The sequence below is a fragment of the Streptomyces sp. NPDC031111 genome (genome assembly GCF_055570675.1).
Genome location: NZ_JBVIGS010000009.1, coordinates 21779 through 38880 on the forward strand (window position 1 = coordinate 21779; position 17102 = coordinate 38880).

Consider the following 17102-nt stretch of genomic DNA (forward strand, 5'->3'; position numbering starts at 1 on the left):
CTCGAGCGGGAGGTACCCCCATCGCCCCAGCGGCACGACTGCCCGCAGCTATACATGGAAAGGGCCCGCCCCCGGGAGTCGGGGGCGGGCCCTTTTGCCTCGCGGTGGCACCGCCATGCAGCACCGCGAGGGGTTCGACGGGCTAGCCGAAGCGGCCGGAGATGTAGTCCTCCGTGGCCTGGACCGACGGGTTGGAGAAGATGCGCTCCGTGTCGTCGATCTCGATCAGCTTGCCGGGCTGGCCGACGGCCGCCAGGTTGAAGAACGCCGTGCGGTCGGAGACCCGCGCCGCCTGCTGCATGTTGTGCGTCACGATGACGATCGTGAAGCGCTCCTTCAGCTCGCCGATCAGGTCCTCGATGGCGAGGGTGGAGATCGGGTCCAGGGCGGAGCAGGGCTCGTCCATCAGGAGGACGTTCGGCTCGACCGCGATCGCGCGGGCGATGCACAGGCGCTGCTGCTGGCCGCCCGACAGTCCGGAGCCCGGCTTGTTCAGGCGGTCCTTCACCTCGTTCCAGAGGTTGGCGCCCTTGAGGGACTTCTCGACGACGTCGTCCAGCTGGGACTTCTTGTACTTGCCGTTCAGGCGCAGGCCCGCCGCCACGTTGTCGTAGACCGACATCGTGGGGAACGGGTTCGGGCGCTGGAAGACCATGCCGACCTCACGCCGCACGGCCACCGGGTCGATGCCGGCGCCGTACAGGTTCTCGTCGTCGAGCATGACCTTGCCGTCGACCCGGCCGCCGGGCGTGACCTCGTGCATGCGGTTGAGCGTGCGCAGGAAGGTGGACTTGCCGCAGCCGGAGGGGCCGATGAAGGCCGTCACGGAGCGGGGCTCGACGGTCATCGAGATGTCCTCGATGGCGAGGAAGGAGCCGTAGTAGGCGTTGAGGCCGCTGACGTCGATGCGCTTGGCCATGGGTATCACTTCTTCTTTCGGGTCCGGGGGGCCTTAGCGACCGGTCTTCGGGGCCTTCCAGCGGGCGATGCCGCGGGCCAACAGGTTGAGGATCATGATGAACGCGATCAGCGTCAGGGCCGCCGCCCAGGCACGGTCGTACGCCGCGCCGGAGCCGCCGCTGTTGGCGTACTGCAGGTAGATGTACATCGGCAGCGACGCCTGCGGGTCGGAGAACGGGTTGGTGTTGATGAAGTTCGTGACCCAGACCAGCAGCAGGACGGGGGCGGTCTCACCGGTGATGCGGGCGATGGCCAGCATGACGCCGGTGGTGATGCCGCCGATGGACGTCGGCAGCACGACCTTGAGGATGGTGCGCCACTTCGGCACGCCCAGCGCGAGGGACGCCTCGCGCAGCTCGTTCGGGACGAGCTTGAGCATCTCCTCGGTGGAGCGGACGACGACCGGGATCATCAGGATCGACAGGGCCATCGAGCCGGCGAAGCCGGACGGACCCATCTTCAGGATCAGGACCCAGAGACTCAGGATGAACAGACCGGCGACGATCGACGGGATGCCCGTCATGACGTCGACGAAGAAGGTGACGGCCTTGGCGAGCTTGCCCCGGCCGTACTCGACCAGGTAGATCGCGGTGAGCACACCGATCGGTACCGAGATCAGGGTGGCGAGGCCGACCTGCTCCAGGGTGCCGAGGATGGCGTGGTAGATGCCGCCGCCCGGCTCGGAGTCGGCGACCACGCCCATCGAGTGGGTCAGGAAGTAGCCGTCGAGGACCTTGATGCCGCGCTTGACCGTCTCCCAGATCAGCGAGGCCAGCGGGATGACGGCCAGCAGGAAGGCGACCCAGACCAGGCTGGTCGCGGTGCGGTCCTTGGCCTGGCGGCTGCCCTCGACCTTGGCCGAGATGGCGTAGGAGCCGACGACGAAGAGGATGGAGGCGATCAGCGCCCACTGGATGCTGCTGTTCAGGCCGGCCACGGTGCTGATGCCGAGACCGAGGGCGACGGAGCCCGCGGCGACCGCCCAGGCGAACCACTTGGGCAGGCTCGCGCCGCGCAGGGAGCTGCGCTTGGGGGAGGAAAGGGTTGCGTGGCTCATGCGTTGGCCCCCGAGTACTCCTTGCGGCGGGCGATGATCAGGCGGGCCGCGCCGTTGACCAGCAGGGTGATGACGAAGAGCACCATGCCGGAGGCGATCAGCGCGTCCTGGCCCATCACGGTGGCCTCGTTGAACTTGCTGGCGATGTTCTGGGCGAAGGTGCCGCCGCCCGGGTCGAGCAGGCTGGCGCTGATGTCGAACGACGGGGAGAGCACCATGGCCACGGCCATCGTCTCGCCGAGCGCGCGGCCGAGGCCCAGCATCGAGGCGGAGATGACACCGGAGCGGCCGAAGGGCAGCACCGACATGCGGATGACCTCCCAGCGCGTGGCGCCGAGAGCCAGGGCGGCCTCCTCGTGCATCCGCGGGACCTGCCGGAAGACCTCACGGCTGACGTTGGTGATGATCGGCACGATCATCAGCGCGAGCAGGACGCCGACGGTGAACAGCGAGCGCGGGGCGCCGCCGTTCCAGTCGAGGATGCCGGTCCAGCCGAAGTAGTCGTCGAACCAGCCGTAGAGGCCGCCCATGTGCGGCACCAGGACGAGGGCGCCCCACAGGCCGTAGACGATGGACGGGACGGCGGCGAGCAGGTCGATCACGTACGCGATGACACCGCCGAGCCGGCGGGGCGCGTAGTGCGTGATGAACAGCGCGATGCCCACCGAGATCGGGACCGCGATGACCATGGCGATGATCGACGACACGACGGTGCCGAAGGCCAGGACGGCGATGCCGAACTCCGGCGGGATGCCGGCGGGGTTCCACTCGAAGGAGGTGAAGAAGTTCGCCTCGTCCTTGCTGATGGCTATGGACGCGCGGTAGGTCAGGAAGGCCGCGATGGCGGCCATGAGCACCAGGACGAAGATGCCGGATCCACGGGAGAGCCCGAGGAAGACGCGGTCACCGGGACGGGTGGCGCCGCGTGCGGCGCGCTTGTCCTGCGGTGTGGCCGGTCCGGGTGCGGGGGGAGCGGCTGGTTTCTGTGTGGTGATGTCCATCGGGTTCTCCGGTCTGCGGAGCCGCCGGGGCCGGCGGCTCGGTCGGAGCCGTCCGGAGGGCCGGGGGCTCCTGCTGGCGGTGCACCGGACGGTGCGGCCCGGCCCGGGGCCGGGCCGCACACTCGGGTCAGCTGAGGCTCGAGATGTTCTCGCGGACCTTGGTGATGATTTCCTCGGGCATCGGGGCGTAGCCGGCGTCGGCCAGCAGGGCCTGGCCGTCCTCGGACGCCATGTAGTTCAGGAAGGACTTGGTGGTGGGCAGGGTCTCCGACTTGTTGCCCTTGTCGCACGCGATCTCGTACGTCACCAGGACGATCGGGTAGGCGCCCGCGGCGGACGGGGTGTAGTCCAGCTCCAGCGCGAGGTCCTTGCCGGTTCCGACGACCTTGGCGGCGCCGATGGCGGCGGTGGCGTTCTCGATGGTGGCCTGGACCGGCTCGGCGGCCTCGGTCTTGATGGAGACCGTGTTCATGCCGTCCTTGGCGTAGGACAGCTCCATGTAGGAGATCGCGCCGGAGGTCTGCTTCACCTGCGTGGCGACACCGGAGGAGCCCTGCGCGGACTGGCCGCCCTTGGCCTCCCACGACTTGCTCGGCTCGTACTTCCAGTCGTCGGGCGCGGCGGCCTGGAGGTAGGTGGTGAAGTTGTCCGTGGTGCCGGACTCGTCCGAGCGGTGGAAGGCCTGGATCTTCAGGTCGGGAAGCTTGGCGTCGGGGTTGAGCTTGGCGATCGCCTCGTCGTTCCAGTTGGTGATCTTGCTGTCGAAGATCTTGGCGAGGGTCGGCGCGTCCAGGACGAGGTTGTCCGCACCCGGGACGTTGTAGCCGACGGCGATCGGACCGCCGACCATCGGAAGGTCGATGGCCTGGCCGCCGGAGCAGATCTTCTTGGACTGCTCGATCTCCTCGGCCTCCAGCGCGGAGTCCGAGCCGGCGAACGCGGTCTGGCCCTGGAGGAACGCGGTGATGCCGGCGCCCGAACCGGTCGGGTTGTAGTTGACCTGCACGCCCTTGCACGCCGCCGAGTACTGCTTGACCCAGGCGTCGATCGCGTTCTTCTGGGCGGAAGAGCCGGAGGCCTGGAGCTGGCCCTTGGCGTCGCCGCAGTCGATGTTGCCGGCCTGCGCGGTGGCGGAGGCGTCACCGCCGTTGCTGTTGCCGGTGTCGTCGGAGCCGCACGCCGTGAGGGCCAGGGCGCCGGAGACGGCGAGAGCACCGAGAGCGAGGGCCCGCCGGTTCTTGCGCTGAAGCTTCACTTGAGTTCCTTCCAGTGGCCGCCGTCCTGAATTCGGCGGCGTGCGAAGTGTGGGTGATGCGGTTGCCCGGTCTCCGGGCGGGCCGCATCGCGTAAGGCCGAAATTAGGCAGAACAGGTGAAGCCGCCGATTGGCGTAAATGAACGAGGGGTGAACCCCTGTGGACGGTGCGGTGAGGTCACGGAACGCTTACGTCGAGGACACAGGGGGATACCGGGCCGGAACAGGACACTCACCGTGCCGGGCGGAGGACGGACAGCAGGGCGTCCACGAGATCGGCGTCCCGGGGTTCGGTGAGGCGCAGCCGGGCGGCTTCCGGGGGGAGCCAGAGGAGGCGGTCGACCTCGTCGTTGGGGGTGAAGGCGCCGGAGACGGCTTCGGCCGCCCAGTAGCGGACCCGCTTCGGGCGGCCGGCGGCCAGGTAGTGCGCGCTGGGGAGCTCGGCGGCCGGTACGGCGGAGTGGCCGGTCTCCTCGGCGACCTCGCGCAGCGCCCCGGCCAGCGGGTCCTCACCGCGTTTGAGCTTGCCCTTGGGCCAGGACCAGTCGTCGTACTTCGGCCGGTGCACGAGGCAGACCTCGAGGTCGCCGGTCACGGGGGAGCGGCGCCACAGGACGCAGCCGGCGGCCTGGATGGTGAGGGTGCTGGTGCGGCTCTTGGCGGGGCCCGGGGTGCTCACCGTGTACCTCCCTGTTCCCTATAACGTGCCGACGGCTTCCTTCTGCCAGGTCCGCTGGAACGCGTACCGCGCCGCCTCCACCTCATGCCGCTGGTCGGCGTGGAGCACGCCCAGCGCGTACGCCGTGGCCGGGGCGATCCGCGGGGTGCGGGCCGCCTGCGCCGCGGCGGCCGCCGCCTCGGAGGCGTCGCGGTGCCGGTCGAGTGCCTCGCCCGCGGCGAGCAGGCCCGTGCCCTGGCCGGAGTGCAGGACCTCGAGGGCGTAGCGGTGCAGGCGCAGGAGGAGCCGGACCTGGTGCCAGGGGGCGTCCTGCGGGTGGGGGGCGGGGTCCGGGGAGAGTCCGTGGATCAGCGCCTCCGCGTTGTACGGGCTGCCCGCGGTGAGCAGGGGCAGCGCGGCGACGGCGTCGGCGAGGCGTTCGCCCGCGGCGTCGGCGAGTGGACGCAGGTCTGCGGTGTCGGCCGCGGGGGAGAGGGGGACCTCGCTGGCGAGTACGGCGACCTTGTCGGCGACGGCGTGGAAGCGGGAGGAGCCGAGGGCCTGGAGGGCGGTGGAGTGTGCGCGGGTTCGGGCGAGGGTGAGCTGGCGGTCGAGCAGGGCTCCGGCCTTGGCGGCGCCGACGGTGAGGTTTCCGCGGTCCGGGGTGGGGGTGGTTCCGTTGACGGAGCCGGTGAGTACGCCGGTGGCGGTGCCCTTGGTGCCGGGGGCGGGCGGGGTCGCGGCGCTCGGCGCCGGCGAGGCGCCTCCCCCAGAGGGGGGACCCCCAGCGCCCACCCGTGCCGCCCCAGCGGCACGACTGCCCGCAGGGTGCGGCTCCGCCGGCAGGGGGGTTGCGCCGCTCGGCGCTGACGAGGCGCCGCCTGCGCCCACCCGTGCCGCCCCAGCGGCACGACTGCCCGCGGGGTGCGGTAGGGGGGTGGCGCCCGAGAGGCGGTGCAGGGCCTGGAGGAGTTGGTCCAGGCGGGCGGCGTAGGCGTGTTCCAGGGCCAGGGTGCCGGAGACCCAGGCCAGTTCGGGGCGCATCGCCTCCGACCAGTCGGGGTCCAGGACCGGCTGGAAGGTGTGCAGGCTGGCGCTGATGCGGCGGGCCGCGCGGCGCAGCGCGCGGGCCGCTTCGACGGAACCCTCCGACGTGGCCGCGCCCGCACCGGTCTCCCGGTGGAGGCGCAGCGCGCGGAGGAACTCGGTCGCCCGGTCCCGCAGATAGCCGGCCAGGGCGTCCGCCGGCACCGGACCGGCCGTCGGGTCAAGGTGTCGCTGTGCCACGCCGGCGCCTCCGGGCGTCTATGAGCATCTCCTGGACGTTGCGCAGGGGCTGGCCGTCCGCGTCCGTCGCGTGCCGGGTCCACTCGCCGTCCGCGGCGAGGTGCCAGGACGCCGTGCCGTCCGACATCCCGGTCTCCAGCAGCCGGTTCAGGGCCGCCCGGTGCGCCGGGTCGGTGACCCGTACCAGCGCCTCTATGCGGCGGTCGAGATTGCGGTGCATCATGTCCGCGCTGCCGATCCACACCTCGGGCTCACCGCCGTTGCCGAAGGCGAAGACGCGGGAGTGTTCGAGGAAGCGGCCGAGGACGGACCGCACCCGGACGTTCTCCGACAGGCCCGCCACACCGGGCCGGATCGCGCAGATGCCGCGCACCCAGATGTCCACCGGCACGCCCGCCTGCGACGCCCGGTAGCAGGCGTCGATGACGGCCTCGTCGACCATCGAGTTGACCTTGATGCGGACGTGGGCGGGGCGCCCGGCGCGATGGTGCTGGGCCTCCTTCTCGATGCGGGAGACCAGGCCGTCCCGCAGCGACTTGGGGGCGACGAGCAGCCGCCGGTAGGTCTCCCGGCGGGAGTAGCCGGAGAGCCGGTTGAAGAGGTCCGAGAGGTCGGCCCCGACCTGCGGGTCCGCGGTGAGCAGACCGAGGTCCTCGTAGAGGCGGGCCGTCTTCGGGTGGTAGTTGCCGGTGCCGACGTGGCTGTAACGCCGTAGCGTCTCGCCCTCCTGACGGACCACCAGGGACAGCTTGCAGTGGGTCTTCAGGCCGACCAGGCCGTACACGACGTGGCAGCCGGCCTCCTCCAGCTTGCGCGCCCACTTGATGTTCGCGTGCTCGTCGAAGCGCGCCTTGATCTCCACCAGTACCAGGACCTGCTTGCCGGCCTCGGCGGCGTCGATCAGCGCGTCGACTATGGGGGAGTCGCCCGAAGTCCGGTACAGGGTCTGCTTGATGGCCAGGACGTCGGGGTCCTCGGCCGCCTGCTGGAGGAACGCCTGCACCGACGTGGAGAACGAGTCGTACGGGTGGTGCAGCAGCACGTCCCGGCTGCGCAGGGCGGCGAAGATGTCGGGCTGCGAGGCCGTCTCGACCTCCGCCAGGTCGCGGTGCGTGCCGGCGATGAACTTCTGGTACTTCAGCTCGGGCCGGTCCAGGCCGTGGATGCGGAACAGGCCGGTCAGGTCGAGCGGGCCGGGCAGCGGGTACACCTCGGCCTCGCTGATCTTCAGCTCGCGCACCAGCAGGTCCAGCACCTCACGGTCGATGGACTCCTCGACCTCCAGTCGCACCGGCGGCCCGAAGCGGCGCCGCATGAGCTCCTTCTCCAGGGCCTGGAGCAGGTTCTCCGCGTCGTCCTCCTCGACCTCGAGGTCCTCGTTGCGGGTGAGCCGGAAGGCGTGGTGCTCCAGCACCTCCATGCCCGGGAACAGCTCCTCGAGATGGGCGGCGATGACGTCCTCGATGGGGACGTAGCGGCCCGGGGAGCTCTCCAGGAAACGGGACAGCAGCGGCGGCACCTTGACCCGCGCGAAGTGCTTGTGCCCGGTGACCGGGTTGCGTACGACGACGGCCAGGTTCAGCGACAGGCCCGAGATGTACGGGAAGGGGTGCGCCGGGTCGACCGCGAGCGGGGTGAGCACCGGGAAGATCTGGTGCCGGAAGAGGGTGAAGAGCCGGGCCTGTTCCTTCTCGGTCAGCTCGTTCCAGCGGACCAGGTGGATGCCCTCCTCCGCGAGCGCGGGGGCGACGTCCTCGTGGTAGCAGGCGGCGTGCCGGGCCATCAGTTCGCGGGAGCGGGCCCAGATCATCTCCAGCACCTCGCGCGGCTGGAGACCGGACGCGGAGCGGGTGGCGACGCCTGTGGCGATACGGCGCTTCAGTCCGGCCACGCGGACCATGAAGAACTCGTCCAGGTTGCTGGCGAAGATCGCGAGGAAGTTGGCGCGCTCCAGCAGGGGGGTGTCCGGGTCCTCGGCGAGTTCGAGGACGCGTTCGTTGAACGCGAGCCAGCTGCGCTCCCGGTCGAGGAAGCGGCCCTGCGGGAGCGGGGCGGCGCCGTCCGGCTGCGACTCCTCGTAACTGTCGAGGTCCGCGTCGATGTCGGGTTCCAGGTCGGAGACCACCCCGGCCACGGTGTGCGGCCGGTGGGCGGCGATGGAGCCCACGGAGGGCTGCGGGTGCTGTACCTGTGCCTGGGTGTTGGGCTGGCTCATGGACCCATTCTTCCGCGCCAGGAGCGTCACGGGCGCGTCGGAAACCGCGGGTGGGAGCGGTGGTGGCCCTGAGGCGTCCCCGTTCCCCCCGTTCCCCCTGCGGGGTGGCGAAGGCTCTGGCACGGCGGGATTCATTGGCCGAGCGTCGCAAGACTGTCTGAATCGGTGGTTACGGAGACATGACGTCCGGGATAGCGGGGGGCGGCTCGCGGGGGCGGGGCTCTGCCGGGGGTGCGGTTCGGGGGGCTCGGTGGGTGGGGGCCGGGCGGGGGCGGGTTGCGGGGGCCCGGCGCTAGCGGGGTGCCCCGCGTTGGTGTGGGCCGGGGGTGGGTCGCGCGGCCCGGCGCTTGCGGGGTGCCGTCGCGCCCACCCTCCCCCACTCTCGGCTTCGCTCGAGCGGGAGGTACCCCCATCGCCCCAGCGGCACGACTGCCCGCGGAGGGCGGCGGCAGGCGTCAGGCTGTGCGGTGGCGGAGTAGGCGGAAGGCGGTGAGGGTCAGGAGGGCGGTGATGAGGAGCAGGGCGCCGGTGGTGACCAGGTGCAGGGGCCAGAAGTGGGAGACGGGGTGGAAGTCCCGGTAGAAGCCGGTGGCGTCCAGGTCGGCCAGGGTCGAGCGGCACCCGGACAGCCCGGCGGTGCCGCAGGGCGCGGCCATCCGGTCGCCGTCGGCGGTCACGATGCCCTCGCCGACGGCGATGCCCGCTCCCGCCGGCCCGTCGCGCAGCGCGCTGACCTTGGTGACCGAGGGCCACAGGTGCGGCAGGGCGGCGTGGGCCGCCCCCCACAGCGCGCCGAGCGCGACGACGGCCGTGGCGAGCGCGGTCATGGCGCGGCGCAGCAGCAGTCCCGCGAGGGCGCCGGTGGCCAGTCCGGCCAGCGCGAGGCCCACCGGGACGGTGCCGCCCGCGTAGAAGGTGGCGGAGTCGTACCAGGGCTTGGTGGTGTCGATCCGGCCCTCGGCCGCCGTCCACGCCAGCCTGTGGAGCCAGACCAGCAGGCCCGTCGAGGCGGCGACCAGCACGGCCGGGAAGGCGAGTCGGGAGGTCAGCCAGCGGGCCGGGGAGACGCCCTGGGTCCAGGCCAGGCGGGCCGTGCCGGACTCCATCTCGCGGCCGGTCAGCGAACCGCCGGCCCAGGCGGCGACCAGGAACGGCGCGGCGAGCACGGCGTACGTCGTGTAGTTGTACAGGTCCTTGTAGCGGACGATCGCGTCCTGGTCGTAGGAGCAGCGCGGGGTGAAGCCGCAGGCGTTGTACTCCTTCCAGGCCGCCGCCGAGGCGTCGGTGAGCGGGCCGCCGAGCCACAGCAGGGCGGCGCCAGTGACCAGCACGAACGCCGTCCAGGCGAGGACCGTCGGGCGGTGCAGCCGCATCAGCCAGCGCAGCTGGCGGGGAGCGCGGGCGGTGGTGGCGGGTGCGGCCGGGGTGGTCAGGGTGGCGGTCACGCGGCGGCCTCCGTGGTGTCGGACGCGACGGGGGTCATGGCGGGGGCCCCGGGGTTGCGCAGATGGGACAGGACGAGTTCCTCCAGGGACGGCGTGCCGGTGCGCCAGTCGCGGGGCAGCGGGCCGGACGGGCGGATCAGGGCGCTGAGCTGGCGTCCGGTGGTGCGGGACTCGACGACGTCGTGCGGGGCCAGATCGGTCTCCGCGGGGGCGGAGACGCGGACGTGTGCGGCCAGCAGGTCGTCGATCTCACCGGCCAGCCGGACCCGGCCGCCGCCGATCAGCAGCAGGTGGTCGCAGGAGTCCTCCAGTTCGGCGACGACGTGCGACGACATCACGATCGTCGTGCCGTGCGCGGCGGCCTGCCCCATCAGCGCGCCCATCAGCTCGTGCCGGGCCAGCGGGTCGAGGTCGGCCATCGGCTCGTCCAGGAGCAGCAGTTCGGGACGCTTGGCGAGGGCGAGGGCGAGCGCCACGCGGGTGCGCTGACCGCCGGAGAGCGAGCGGATCCGCGCCCGCGGGTCCAGGTCGCCGCCGGCCACGATCCGCCCGGCGGTGTCCGCGTCCCAGCGGCCGGGGTTCAGGTCGGCGCCCATGCGCAGGGTCTCGGCGACGGTGAGCTGCGGGTACAGCGGCTTGTCCTGGTCGACGAAGCCCACCCGGGGGCGGGCCGACGCCGGGTCCGTGCCGAGGACGGTGACGCCGCCCTCGGTGGGGGCGAGCAGTCCGGTGGCGATGGCGAGCAGCGTGGACTTGCCCGCGCCGTTGGGGCCGACGATGGCGCAGACGCGGCCGGCGGGCAGCCGGAAGGAACAGTCGCGCAGCGCCCAGGCGCCGCGCCGGCCGAAGCGCTTGCCCAGCGCCTCCGCCTCGATGGCCGGGACGGTCATGAGGGGTCTCCCTGAGGGGTCTTCGGATGTGCGGGGTAGTGCGTTTCGAGTACGGCGGTGAAGAGCGCGGCCACGTCCTCCCGCTCCAGGCCGCTCTCGCGGGCCCGGGCCGCCCAGTCCTCCAGCTCCCCGCGCAGCGGGGATTCGGCGGGGGCGGCCCCCAGGGAGCGCCGTACGAAGGTGCCGAGGCCGCGCCGGGCCTCCACCAGGCCCTCGCGTTCCAGCTCGCGATAGGCCTTCAGCACGGTGTTGGGGTTCACGGCGGTGGCCTCCACGACCTCGCGCGCCGTGGGCAGCTTGTCCCCGGGCTCCAGCAGGCCCAGGCGCAGGGCCTGTTTGGTCTGCTGCACGATCTGCACGTAGGTGGCCACGCCGCTGTGCCGGTCGATGCGGTAGTCGACCACTCCACAACCACCCTTTCACTAATTGAGTAGTGAAAGGGTGGTGCAATCGTGGTGCGAAAGTCAAACCGCGGTCCCGTGAACCGATCGGCGGGGCTCGTCCGATGAGGAGACGTGAGCGAAACGAGAAGCGACGGGGAACTGCTCCGCGCCGTCGCGGCGGACGGGGACCGGCGCGCCTTCGAGGAGCTGTACCGGCGGTACGCGCCCTGGCTGACAGCCCGGATGCGCGGCCGGTGCGCCGACGCGGGCATCGTCGACGACGTCGTCCAGGAGACGTTCCTCGCGGTGTGGCGCGGCACGGCCCGCTACCGCGAGGAAACGGTCGGCGCGGACGCCGCCGGGTGGCTGTGGCGGATCGCCTCGCGCCGGCTGGTCGACGCGCTGCGCGGCGCCGGGGCCCGCGGCCGGCTGCGGCAGACGCTGGCCCGGCTGCGGCACCGGGACGAGGCGTCGGCGGAGGAACGCGTGCTCGCGGGGGTGGAGCACGGGGATCTCGCCGGGGCGCTGGTCCGGCTCTCACCGGAGCTGCGCGCGGTGCTCCAGGCCACGGTCGTCGACGGGCTGACCACCCGTGAGGCCGCCGTCCTGCTCGGCATCCCGCCGGGCACGGTCAAGACACGGGCCATGCGGGCCCGCAGGCAACTCCGGGAGGCGCTGGCATGACGTACGGAACGACCGGCTGGCACGTACCCGAGGCGGACCTGCGGGCCTACGCACGCGCCGAACTGGAGCCGCCCGTGCTCTGGTCGGCCGACACCCACCTCACCGCCTGCGCCCGCTGCCGGGCCGTCCTCGCCGAGGTCGGTGACCCGGTCGCCCTCGACGCCGGCTGGGAACGGCTCGACGCGGAACTGGACGCCCCGCGCCCGCGGCTCCTGGAGTCCCTGCTGCTGCGGCTCGGCGTCGCCGACCACACCGCACGGCTGCTCGCGGCCACCCCGGGGCTGCGCCGCTCCTGGCTGGGCGCGGTCGCCGCCGTCCTCCTGCTCACCGTGGCGGTCACCGCCGGACACGCCACCACCGGCTCCCCCACGCTCTTCCTCGCCCTCGCGCCGCTGCTGCCGCTCGCCGGGGTCGCCCTGTCGTACGGGCCCGCGCTGGACCCGACGTACGAGATGGCGGTCGTCGCCCCGATGCACGGCTTCCGGCTGCTGATGATCCGCACGGTGGCGGTGCTCGCGGCCGGGCTCGGCCTCAACGGGCTGGCGACCCTGGCCCTGCCCGGGTACGGACTGCGCGCCCTGACCTGGCTGCTGCCCGCCCTCGCGCTCACCGCGACCGGGCTCGCGCTGACGGCCCGGCTCGGCCCGGTGCTCGCGCCGTCCCTCGTCGGCGGCGGCTGGATCGCGCTGCTGCTCACGGCGGACGCGGTGCGGGCCGGCGCGGACGACCCGCTCGCCCCGTTCACCGCGGCCGGGCAGGGCGTGTCGGCGGCGGTCGCCGTACTCGCGGCCGCCCTGCTCGTCCTGCTCCGCGACCGCTTCGACCTCAGCAGGGGCAGCGCGGCCTGACCGCCCCGTCTCCTCCTCGGCCGGGGCGGTGCGGTTTGACCGCAGCCGGTTTCGTCTCGGCCGGGGCGGCGCGGTTCGACCGCGGCCGGTTTCGTCTCGGCCGGGGCGGTGCGGTTTGACCGCAGCCGGTTTCGTCCCGGCCGGGGCGGCGCGGTTCGACCGCAACCGTCTCCTCCCCGGCCGGGGCGGCGGGTCCGGCCCACCCCGGGTCCCCTCGGCCGGGGAGGACCGGCCGACCGCCCGGAAGCCGGTCCGGCCGCCGGAAGTGCGGCCCCGCAGCCCTGGGGGTGCGGTCCGGCCGCCGGAAGTGCGGCCCGACAGCCCCGGAAGGGCGGTCCGCCCGCCGGCTCTCCTCACCCGACTCATCCGACACAACGCGGCCCCGTCCGCACCCGACTCCACCTACCTGTACGGGAGTTCCGTATGACCCCCACCGTCTCCGCCTCCGGGCTGAGCCTCCACTACGGCGGTACCCGTGCCCTCGACGACGTGTCGCTGCGGCTGTCCGCCGGTGTCACCGGGCTGCTGGGCCCCAACGGCGCGGGCAAGACCACGCTGCTGCGGGTGCTCGCCACCGCCGTACCGCCCGACCGGGGTGCCTTCACCGTGCTCGGCCACGACCCGGGCACCTCGCGCGGCCGGCAGGAGGTCCGGCGCGGCCTCGGCTATCTGCCGCAGACGCCCGGCTTCCACCCCGACTTCACCGCCTTCGAGTTCGTCGACTACGTGGCGATCCTCAAGGAGCTCACCGACCGCCCCGCCCGGCACCGTGAGGTGCGCAGGGTGCTGGACGAGACCGGCCTCGGCGACGTACGCGGCAAGCGCATCAAGAAGCTGTCCGGCGGTATGCGGCAGCGGGTGGCGCTGGCGGCCGCGCTCGTCGGCGATCCCGCGTTCCTCGTCCTCGACGAGCCCACCGTCGGCCTCGACCCCGAACAGCGGATGCGCTTCCGCGAGTTGATCGCGCGGGCCGGCGAGGGCCGCACGGTGCTCCTGTCCACGCACCAGACCGAGGACGTGGCGATGCTCTGCCACCGGGTCGTCGTCCTGGCCGACGGCACCGTCCGCTTCGACGGCACCCCCGCCGAGCTCACCGCGCGGGCGGCGGGCCGGGTGTGGAGCAGCGCCGAACGCGATCCCGGCGCGAAGGCGGGCTGGCGCACCGGACTCGGCACCTTCCGCAACGTGGGCGACCCGCCCGCCGGCGCGGACCTGCTCGAACCCACCCTGGAGGACGGCTACCTGCTCACCCTCGACGGCGCCGGCGCGGACACGGAGGTGACGGCATGACCACGATGACCGGAACGACGCCGGCCCCGTCCGTCGTGACGGCCGCGCCCCGCGCGGCCTGGTCGGCGGTGTTCGCCCTCGCCGGTTTCGAGGCGCGCAGACTCCTGCTGCGGGTGCCCGTCCTCGTCGCCTTCGCGGTGTACCTCGCCTGGATCGTGTGGCGCACCCGTGACTCGTTCGACGGCTTCCCCGCGCTCCAGGACGCCGACCGGGCCACCCAGGGCGGGCCGCTCCTCGTCGGCCTCGCGGTGCTGCTGTGCGCCAACCACGCGGTGCTGCGTTCGCGCCGGCACGACACGGACCGCCACTTCGCCGTGCTGGTGGTCCAGCCGTGGCGCCGTACGGTCGCGCATCTGCTGTCCGTCGTCCCGGTGACGCTCCTCGCCGCGGTGTGCGTGGCCGGCCAGTTCACCTGGGAGGCGCTCAAACCGGGCGCCGTCGGGCACGGCTCGCCTGGCGAACTCCTCGTCGGACCGCTGTCCGTGCTGCTGCTCGGGGCGTTCGGCGTGCTGCTGGCCCGGCTGGTGGCCGCGCCCCTCGCGGCCCCGCTGCTGATCGTCTTCCTGCTCCTCTTCTCCATGTTCAGCGCCGGCACCGGAGGCGACGGCTGGACCCGGTGGCTGGTGCCGTCGGTCGGGGAGAACAGTTCCCTGACCCTGCCCTCCGACCTGATCGGGCGCCCCGCCGCCTGGCACGCCCTGTACCTCGCGGGCCTCGCGCTGAGCGCCGCCCTGCCGGCGGTGCTGCTCTCCGGCGGCGCCCGGCTGTGGACCGTCCGGGCGGGTGCCGCCGGCGCGGTGGCACTGACGCTGGTGGGCGCGGTGGGCCAGTCCCGGGGCGTGCCGCAGGAGACGACCGAGGCGCGTACGAGGGTCTCGGTCACCCCGGAGAAGGAGCAGCGGTGCGCCGAACGGGACGGCACGACGTACTGCGCCTTCCCGGAGTGGGGCCCGCGCACCGACGACTGGGCCGAGGTCGTGGACGACGTACGTGCCCTCGCGGGCGCCCCCGTGCGGGACCGGCGGCTGGTCGTACGGCAGCGGATCGACGCGCGCTACGGCCTGGAGGGAGACGCGGCGCTCGCCCCCTCCGCCCGCCCGGGCGAGGTGACCGTCGGCACGTCCTGGGGCGGCAACCGGGTCCCGGAGTTCGCCGCCGCCGTGGCCGGTGTGCTGGTCACGGGGAAGGAGGAGACGGTCGGCGCGATGTGCGACGGCCGGATGGTCACCGTGATGTGGCTGGCGCTCGCCGACCGCCCCGATCCGATGGCCGACCTGCGGCGCGTCCGCCTCGACGACAGCGACACCGGCTCGGCGATCGTCGTCTCGCAGACCGAGCCGCTCCGGATGACCGCCGCGCACACGGAACTGGTGCGCGAGCTGCTCCAGCGGCCCCGGGACGGGATCGCCGCGAAGGTGCGGGCCAACTGGGCCGAGCTGACGGCCCCGAAGGTGACGACGGACCGTGTCGCGCGGGTGCTGGGCCTGGAGACCCCGGAGGAGGAGGACGAGTGCCGGTGAGCGGCGGAGCGGTGAGTGCGGTGCTGGTCCGGCCGGTGGCACGGACCGTGCCCTGGCGGACGATCGCGGTGGGGGGCGGCCTGGGCCTGCTGCTCGCCGCCGGCCCGAGGATGTGGGGCGACGGCGCGACCGACTGGCTCGCGCTGACCGCCCTGAGGGCGTCCGCGGTGGCCTTCGCGCTGGGCGCGGCCTTCCTGCTGGACGACCCCGCCCGGCACACCACGGCCGTCGTCCCCACCCGGCGCGCCGTCCGCCACGGACTGCGCCTCGCCCTCGTCGCCCCGGTCGCCGCCCTGTGGTGGACGGCGGCCCTCCTCCTCGTCCCCGCGTCCTTGCGCCCCCCGGCCGCCGACGTCACCGTCGAGGCGGCGACGGTCCTCGCCCTCGCCCTGACGGGGTCGGCGTTCGCGATCCGCCGGGGGGACGGCACCCGGCCGGGTCAGGCGGTCGCCGGGTTCCTGCTGGCCTCCGCGATCCTGGCGCCCCTGTTCAGCCCGGGGAGCTGGGCGCTGTTCGTGACGCCCGACGACCCGAAGTGGGCGCTCTCCCACGACCGCTGGGCGCTGCTGCTGTGCGCGGTGCTGGTCCTGGGAGCCCTGTGCACGACGGAGCGCGTCCGCCGCGCCGGGCTCCGCGGGCTCAGGTCTCCGTCCGGTACATCAGGTCCGTCTCGTGCGTGACGAAGCCCAGCCGCTCGTAGACGGACACCGCCGCCTTGTTGTCGGCGTCGACGTAGAGCATGGCGGTCGGCAGTCCCTTGCCCGCGAGGTGCCGCAGGCCGATCGTCGTCAGTGACTTGCCGAGGCCGCCGCCCTGGGCGGCGGGGCTCACCCCGAGGACGTACACCTCGCCGACGCGTTCCGCCGCGTGCACCTTGGTCCAGTGGAAGCCGACGAGCCGGCCGCCCTGTTCCGCGAGGAAGAAGCCCTCGGGGTCGAACCACGGCTCGGCCTTGCGGTCGTCGAGGTCGCGCTGGGTGAGGGAGCCCTGTTCGGGGTGGTGGGCGAAGGCGGCGGCGTTCAGGGCGAGCCAGGCCGCGTCGTCCCGGCCGGGCACGAAGGTGCGTACGGTCACGCCCTCCGGGAGCACCGGGTCGGGCAGGTCGAGGCCGGCCAACGGGCGCCGCATCTGCCTCAGTTCCCGGAACAGCGTCAGCCCGAGGACCTGGGCGAGGTGCCGGGCGGCGGAGTGACCGCCGTGCGCCCACACCCGCAGCCGCTTCCCGGAGGCGGCGAGCAGTGCCGAACCGAGCGCCCGCCCGTGCCCGTTCCCGCGGTGCGAGGGGTGCACGACCAGTTCGGCGGCGGGCGGTTCCACCGGATCGGTGTCCTCCAACTGGGCGTACCCGACGAGTTCGTCGCCGACGGAGAGCAGCAGGTGCGAGACGCCCTCCCGCTCCCCGCCGCGCAGCTGCAACCTCCCCTGCTCGGACACCGCCTGCTGCCCGTCGGTCCGGGCGGCCTCCGCGAGCAGGTCGAGGACCGCCTCGGTCTGCTCGGGGCCGAGCGCGGCGTACGTCTGGAGCGAGCGGGGTCGGCCGGGCCGTGCGAAGTCGTCGCTGGTCATGCGTACGAGGGTACGGGGAGGTCGCGGAGGGTGCCGCAAATCGG

At 73.1% G+C, this 17102-nt stretch carries 16 protein-coding genes; 5 read left to right on the forward strand and 11 right to left on the reverse strand.

What is annotated here, in order from left to right; translation table 11 throughout:
- Nucleotides 1–142: 142 nt before the first annotated feature.
- The 10 genes from pstB to ACZ470_RS19535 all read right to left on the reverse strand — a co-directional run bounded on the left by pstB (nt 143) and on the right by ACZ470_RS19535 (nt 11171).
- On the reverse strand, nt 143–919 hold the full coding sequence (gene pstB, locus ACZ470_RS19490) for a phosphate ABC transporter ATP-binding protein PstB (protein WP_356313175.1): 777 nt from the start codon (nt 917–919) through the stop codon (nt 143–145).
- Between the two features lie 33 nt (nt 920–952).
- Nucleotides 953–2017, reverse strand: coding sequence for a phosphate ABC transporter permease PstA (gene pstA / locus ACZ470_RS19495; RefSeq protein WP_468428709.1), 1065 nt, complete (start codon nt 2015–2017; stop codon nt 953–955).
- A complete protein-coding gene (pstC, locus tag ACZ470_RS19500; protein ID WP_468428711.1) occupies nt 2014–3018 on the reverse strand; it encodes a phosphate ABC transporter permease subunit PstC in 1005 nt (334 codons plus the stop codon). The genes pstA and pstC overlap by 4 nt, the downstream gene beginning before the upstream one ends.
- Nucleotides 3019–3145: 127 nt before the next feature.
- A complete protein-coding gene (gene pstS / locus ACZ470_RS19505) occupies nt 3146–4273 on the reverse strand; it encodes a phosphate ABC transporter substrate-binding protein PstS (RefSeq protein ID WP_468428713.1) in 1128 nt (375 codons plus the stop codon).
- A gap of 231 nt (nt 4274–4504) precedes the next feature.
- Nucleotides 4505–4951, reverse strand: coding sequence for an NUDIX hydrolase (locus ACZ470_RS19510; RefSeq protein WP_468428714.1), 447 nt, complete (start codon nt 4949–4951; stop codon nt 4505–4507).
- 18 nt (nt 4952–4969) lie between these two features.
- Entirely contained in the window at nt 4970–6217 is a 1248-nt protein-coding gene (locus ACZ470_RS19515) for a CHAD domain-containing protein (protein WP_468428716.1), read from the reverse strand.
- Nucleotides 6198–8567: an RNA degradosome polyphosphate kinase gene (locus tag ACZ470_RS19520; RefSeq protein WP_468428717.1), complete on the reverse strand. Its 2370-nt coding sequence runs from the start codon at nt 8565–8567 to the stop codon at nt 6198–6200. The genes ACZ470_RS19515 and ACZ470_RS19520 overlap by 20 nt, the downstream gene beginning before the upstream one ends.
- 320 nt (nt 8568–8887) lie before the next feature.
- Nucleotides 8888–9877: an ABC transporter permease gene (locus tag ACZ470_RS19525; RefSeq protein ID WP_468428718.1), complete on the reverse strand. Its 990-nt coding sequence runs from the start codon at nt 9875–9877 to the stop codon at nt 8888–8890.
- Nucleotides 9874–10767, reverse strand: coding sequence for an ABC transporter ATP-binding protein (locus tag ACZ470_RS19530; RefSeq protein WP_468428720.1), 894 nt, complete (start codon nt 10765–10767; stop codon nt 9874–9876). Before ACZ470_RS19530 ends, ACZ470_RS19525 begins: the two co-directional genes overlap by 4 nt.
- On the reverse strand, nt 10764–11171 hold the full coding sequence (locus tag ACZ470_RS19535; protein WP_468428721.1) for a GntR family transcriptional regulator: 408 nt from the start codon (nt 11169–11171) through the stop codon (nt 10764–10766). The genes ACZ470_RS19530 and ACZ470_RS19535 overlap by 4 nt, the downstream gene beginning before the upstream one ends.
- Nucleotides 11172–11282: 111 nt before the next feature.
- Here ACZ470_RS19535 and ACZ470_RS19540 point away from each other — a divergent pair, with 111 nt between their 5' ends.
- The 5 genes from ACZ470_RS19540 to ACZ470_RS19560 all read left to right on the forward strand — a co-directional run bounded on the left by ACZ470_RS19540 (nt 11283) and on the right by ACZ470_RS19560 (nt 16172).
- Nucleotides 11283–11834, forward strand: a complete 552-nt coding sequence (locus ACZ470_RS19540; protein ID WP_468428723.1) for an RNA polymerase sigma factor — start codon at nt 11283–11285, stop codon at nt 11832–11834.
- On the forward strand, nt 11831–12682 hold the full coding sequence (locus ACZ470_RS19545) for a zf-HC2 domain-containing protein (protein WP_468428725.1): 852 nt from the start codon (nt 11831–11833) through the stop codon (nt 12680–12682). The genes ACZ470_RS19540 and ACZ470_RS19545 overlap by 4 nt, the downstream gene beginning before the upstream one ends.
- Before the next feature lie 423 nt (nt 12683–13105).
- Nucleotides 13106–13972, forward strand: a complete 867-nt coding sequence (locus ACZ470_RS19550) for an ABC transporter ATP-binding protein (RefSeq protein WP_468428727.1) — start codon at nt 13106–13108, stop codon at nt 13970–13972.
- Nucleotides 13969–15492: an ABC transporter permease gene (locus tag ACZ470_RS19555; protein WP_468428729.1), complete on the forward strand. Its 1524-nt coding sequence runs from the start codon at nt 13969–13971 to the stop codon at nt 15490–15492. Before ACZ470_RS19550 ends, ACZ470_RS19555 begins: the two co-directional genes overlap by 4 nt.
- On the forward strand, nt 15489–16172 hold the full coding sequence (locus ACZ470_RS19560; RefSeq protein ID WP_468428730.1) for an ABC transporter: 684 nt from the start codon (nt 15489–15491) through the stop codon (nt 16170–16172). Before ACZ470_RS19555 ends, ACZ470_RS19560 begins: the two co-directional genes overlap by 4 nt.
- On the opposite strand, the gene mshD is transcribed toward ACZ470_RS19560, so the two are convergent.
- Nucleotides 16132–17058, reverse strand: a complete 927-nt coding sequence (mshD, locus tag ACZ470_RS19565) for a mycothiol synthase (RefSeq protein ID WP_468428731.1) — start codon at nt 17056–17058, stop codon at nt 16132–16134. The genes ACZ470_RS19560 and mshD overlap by 41 nt on opposite strands.
- Nucleotides 17059–17102 lie beyond the last annotated feature (44 nt).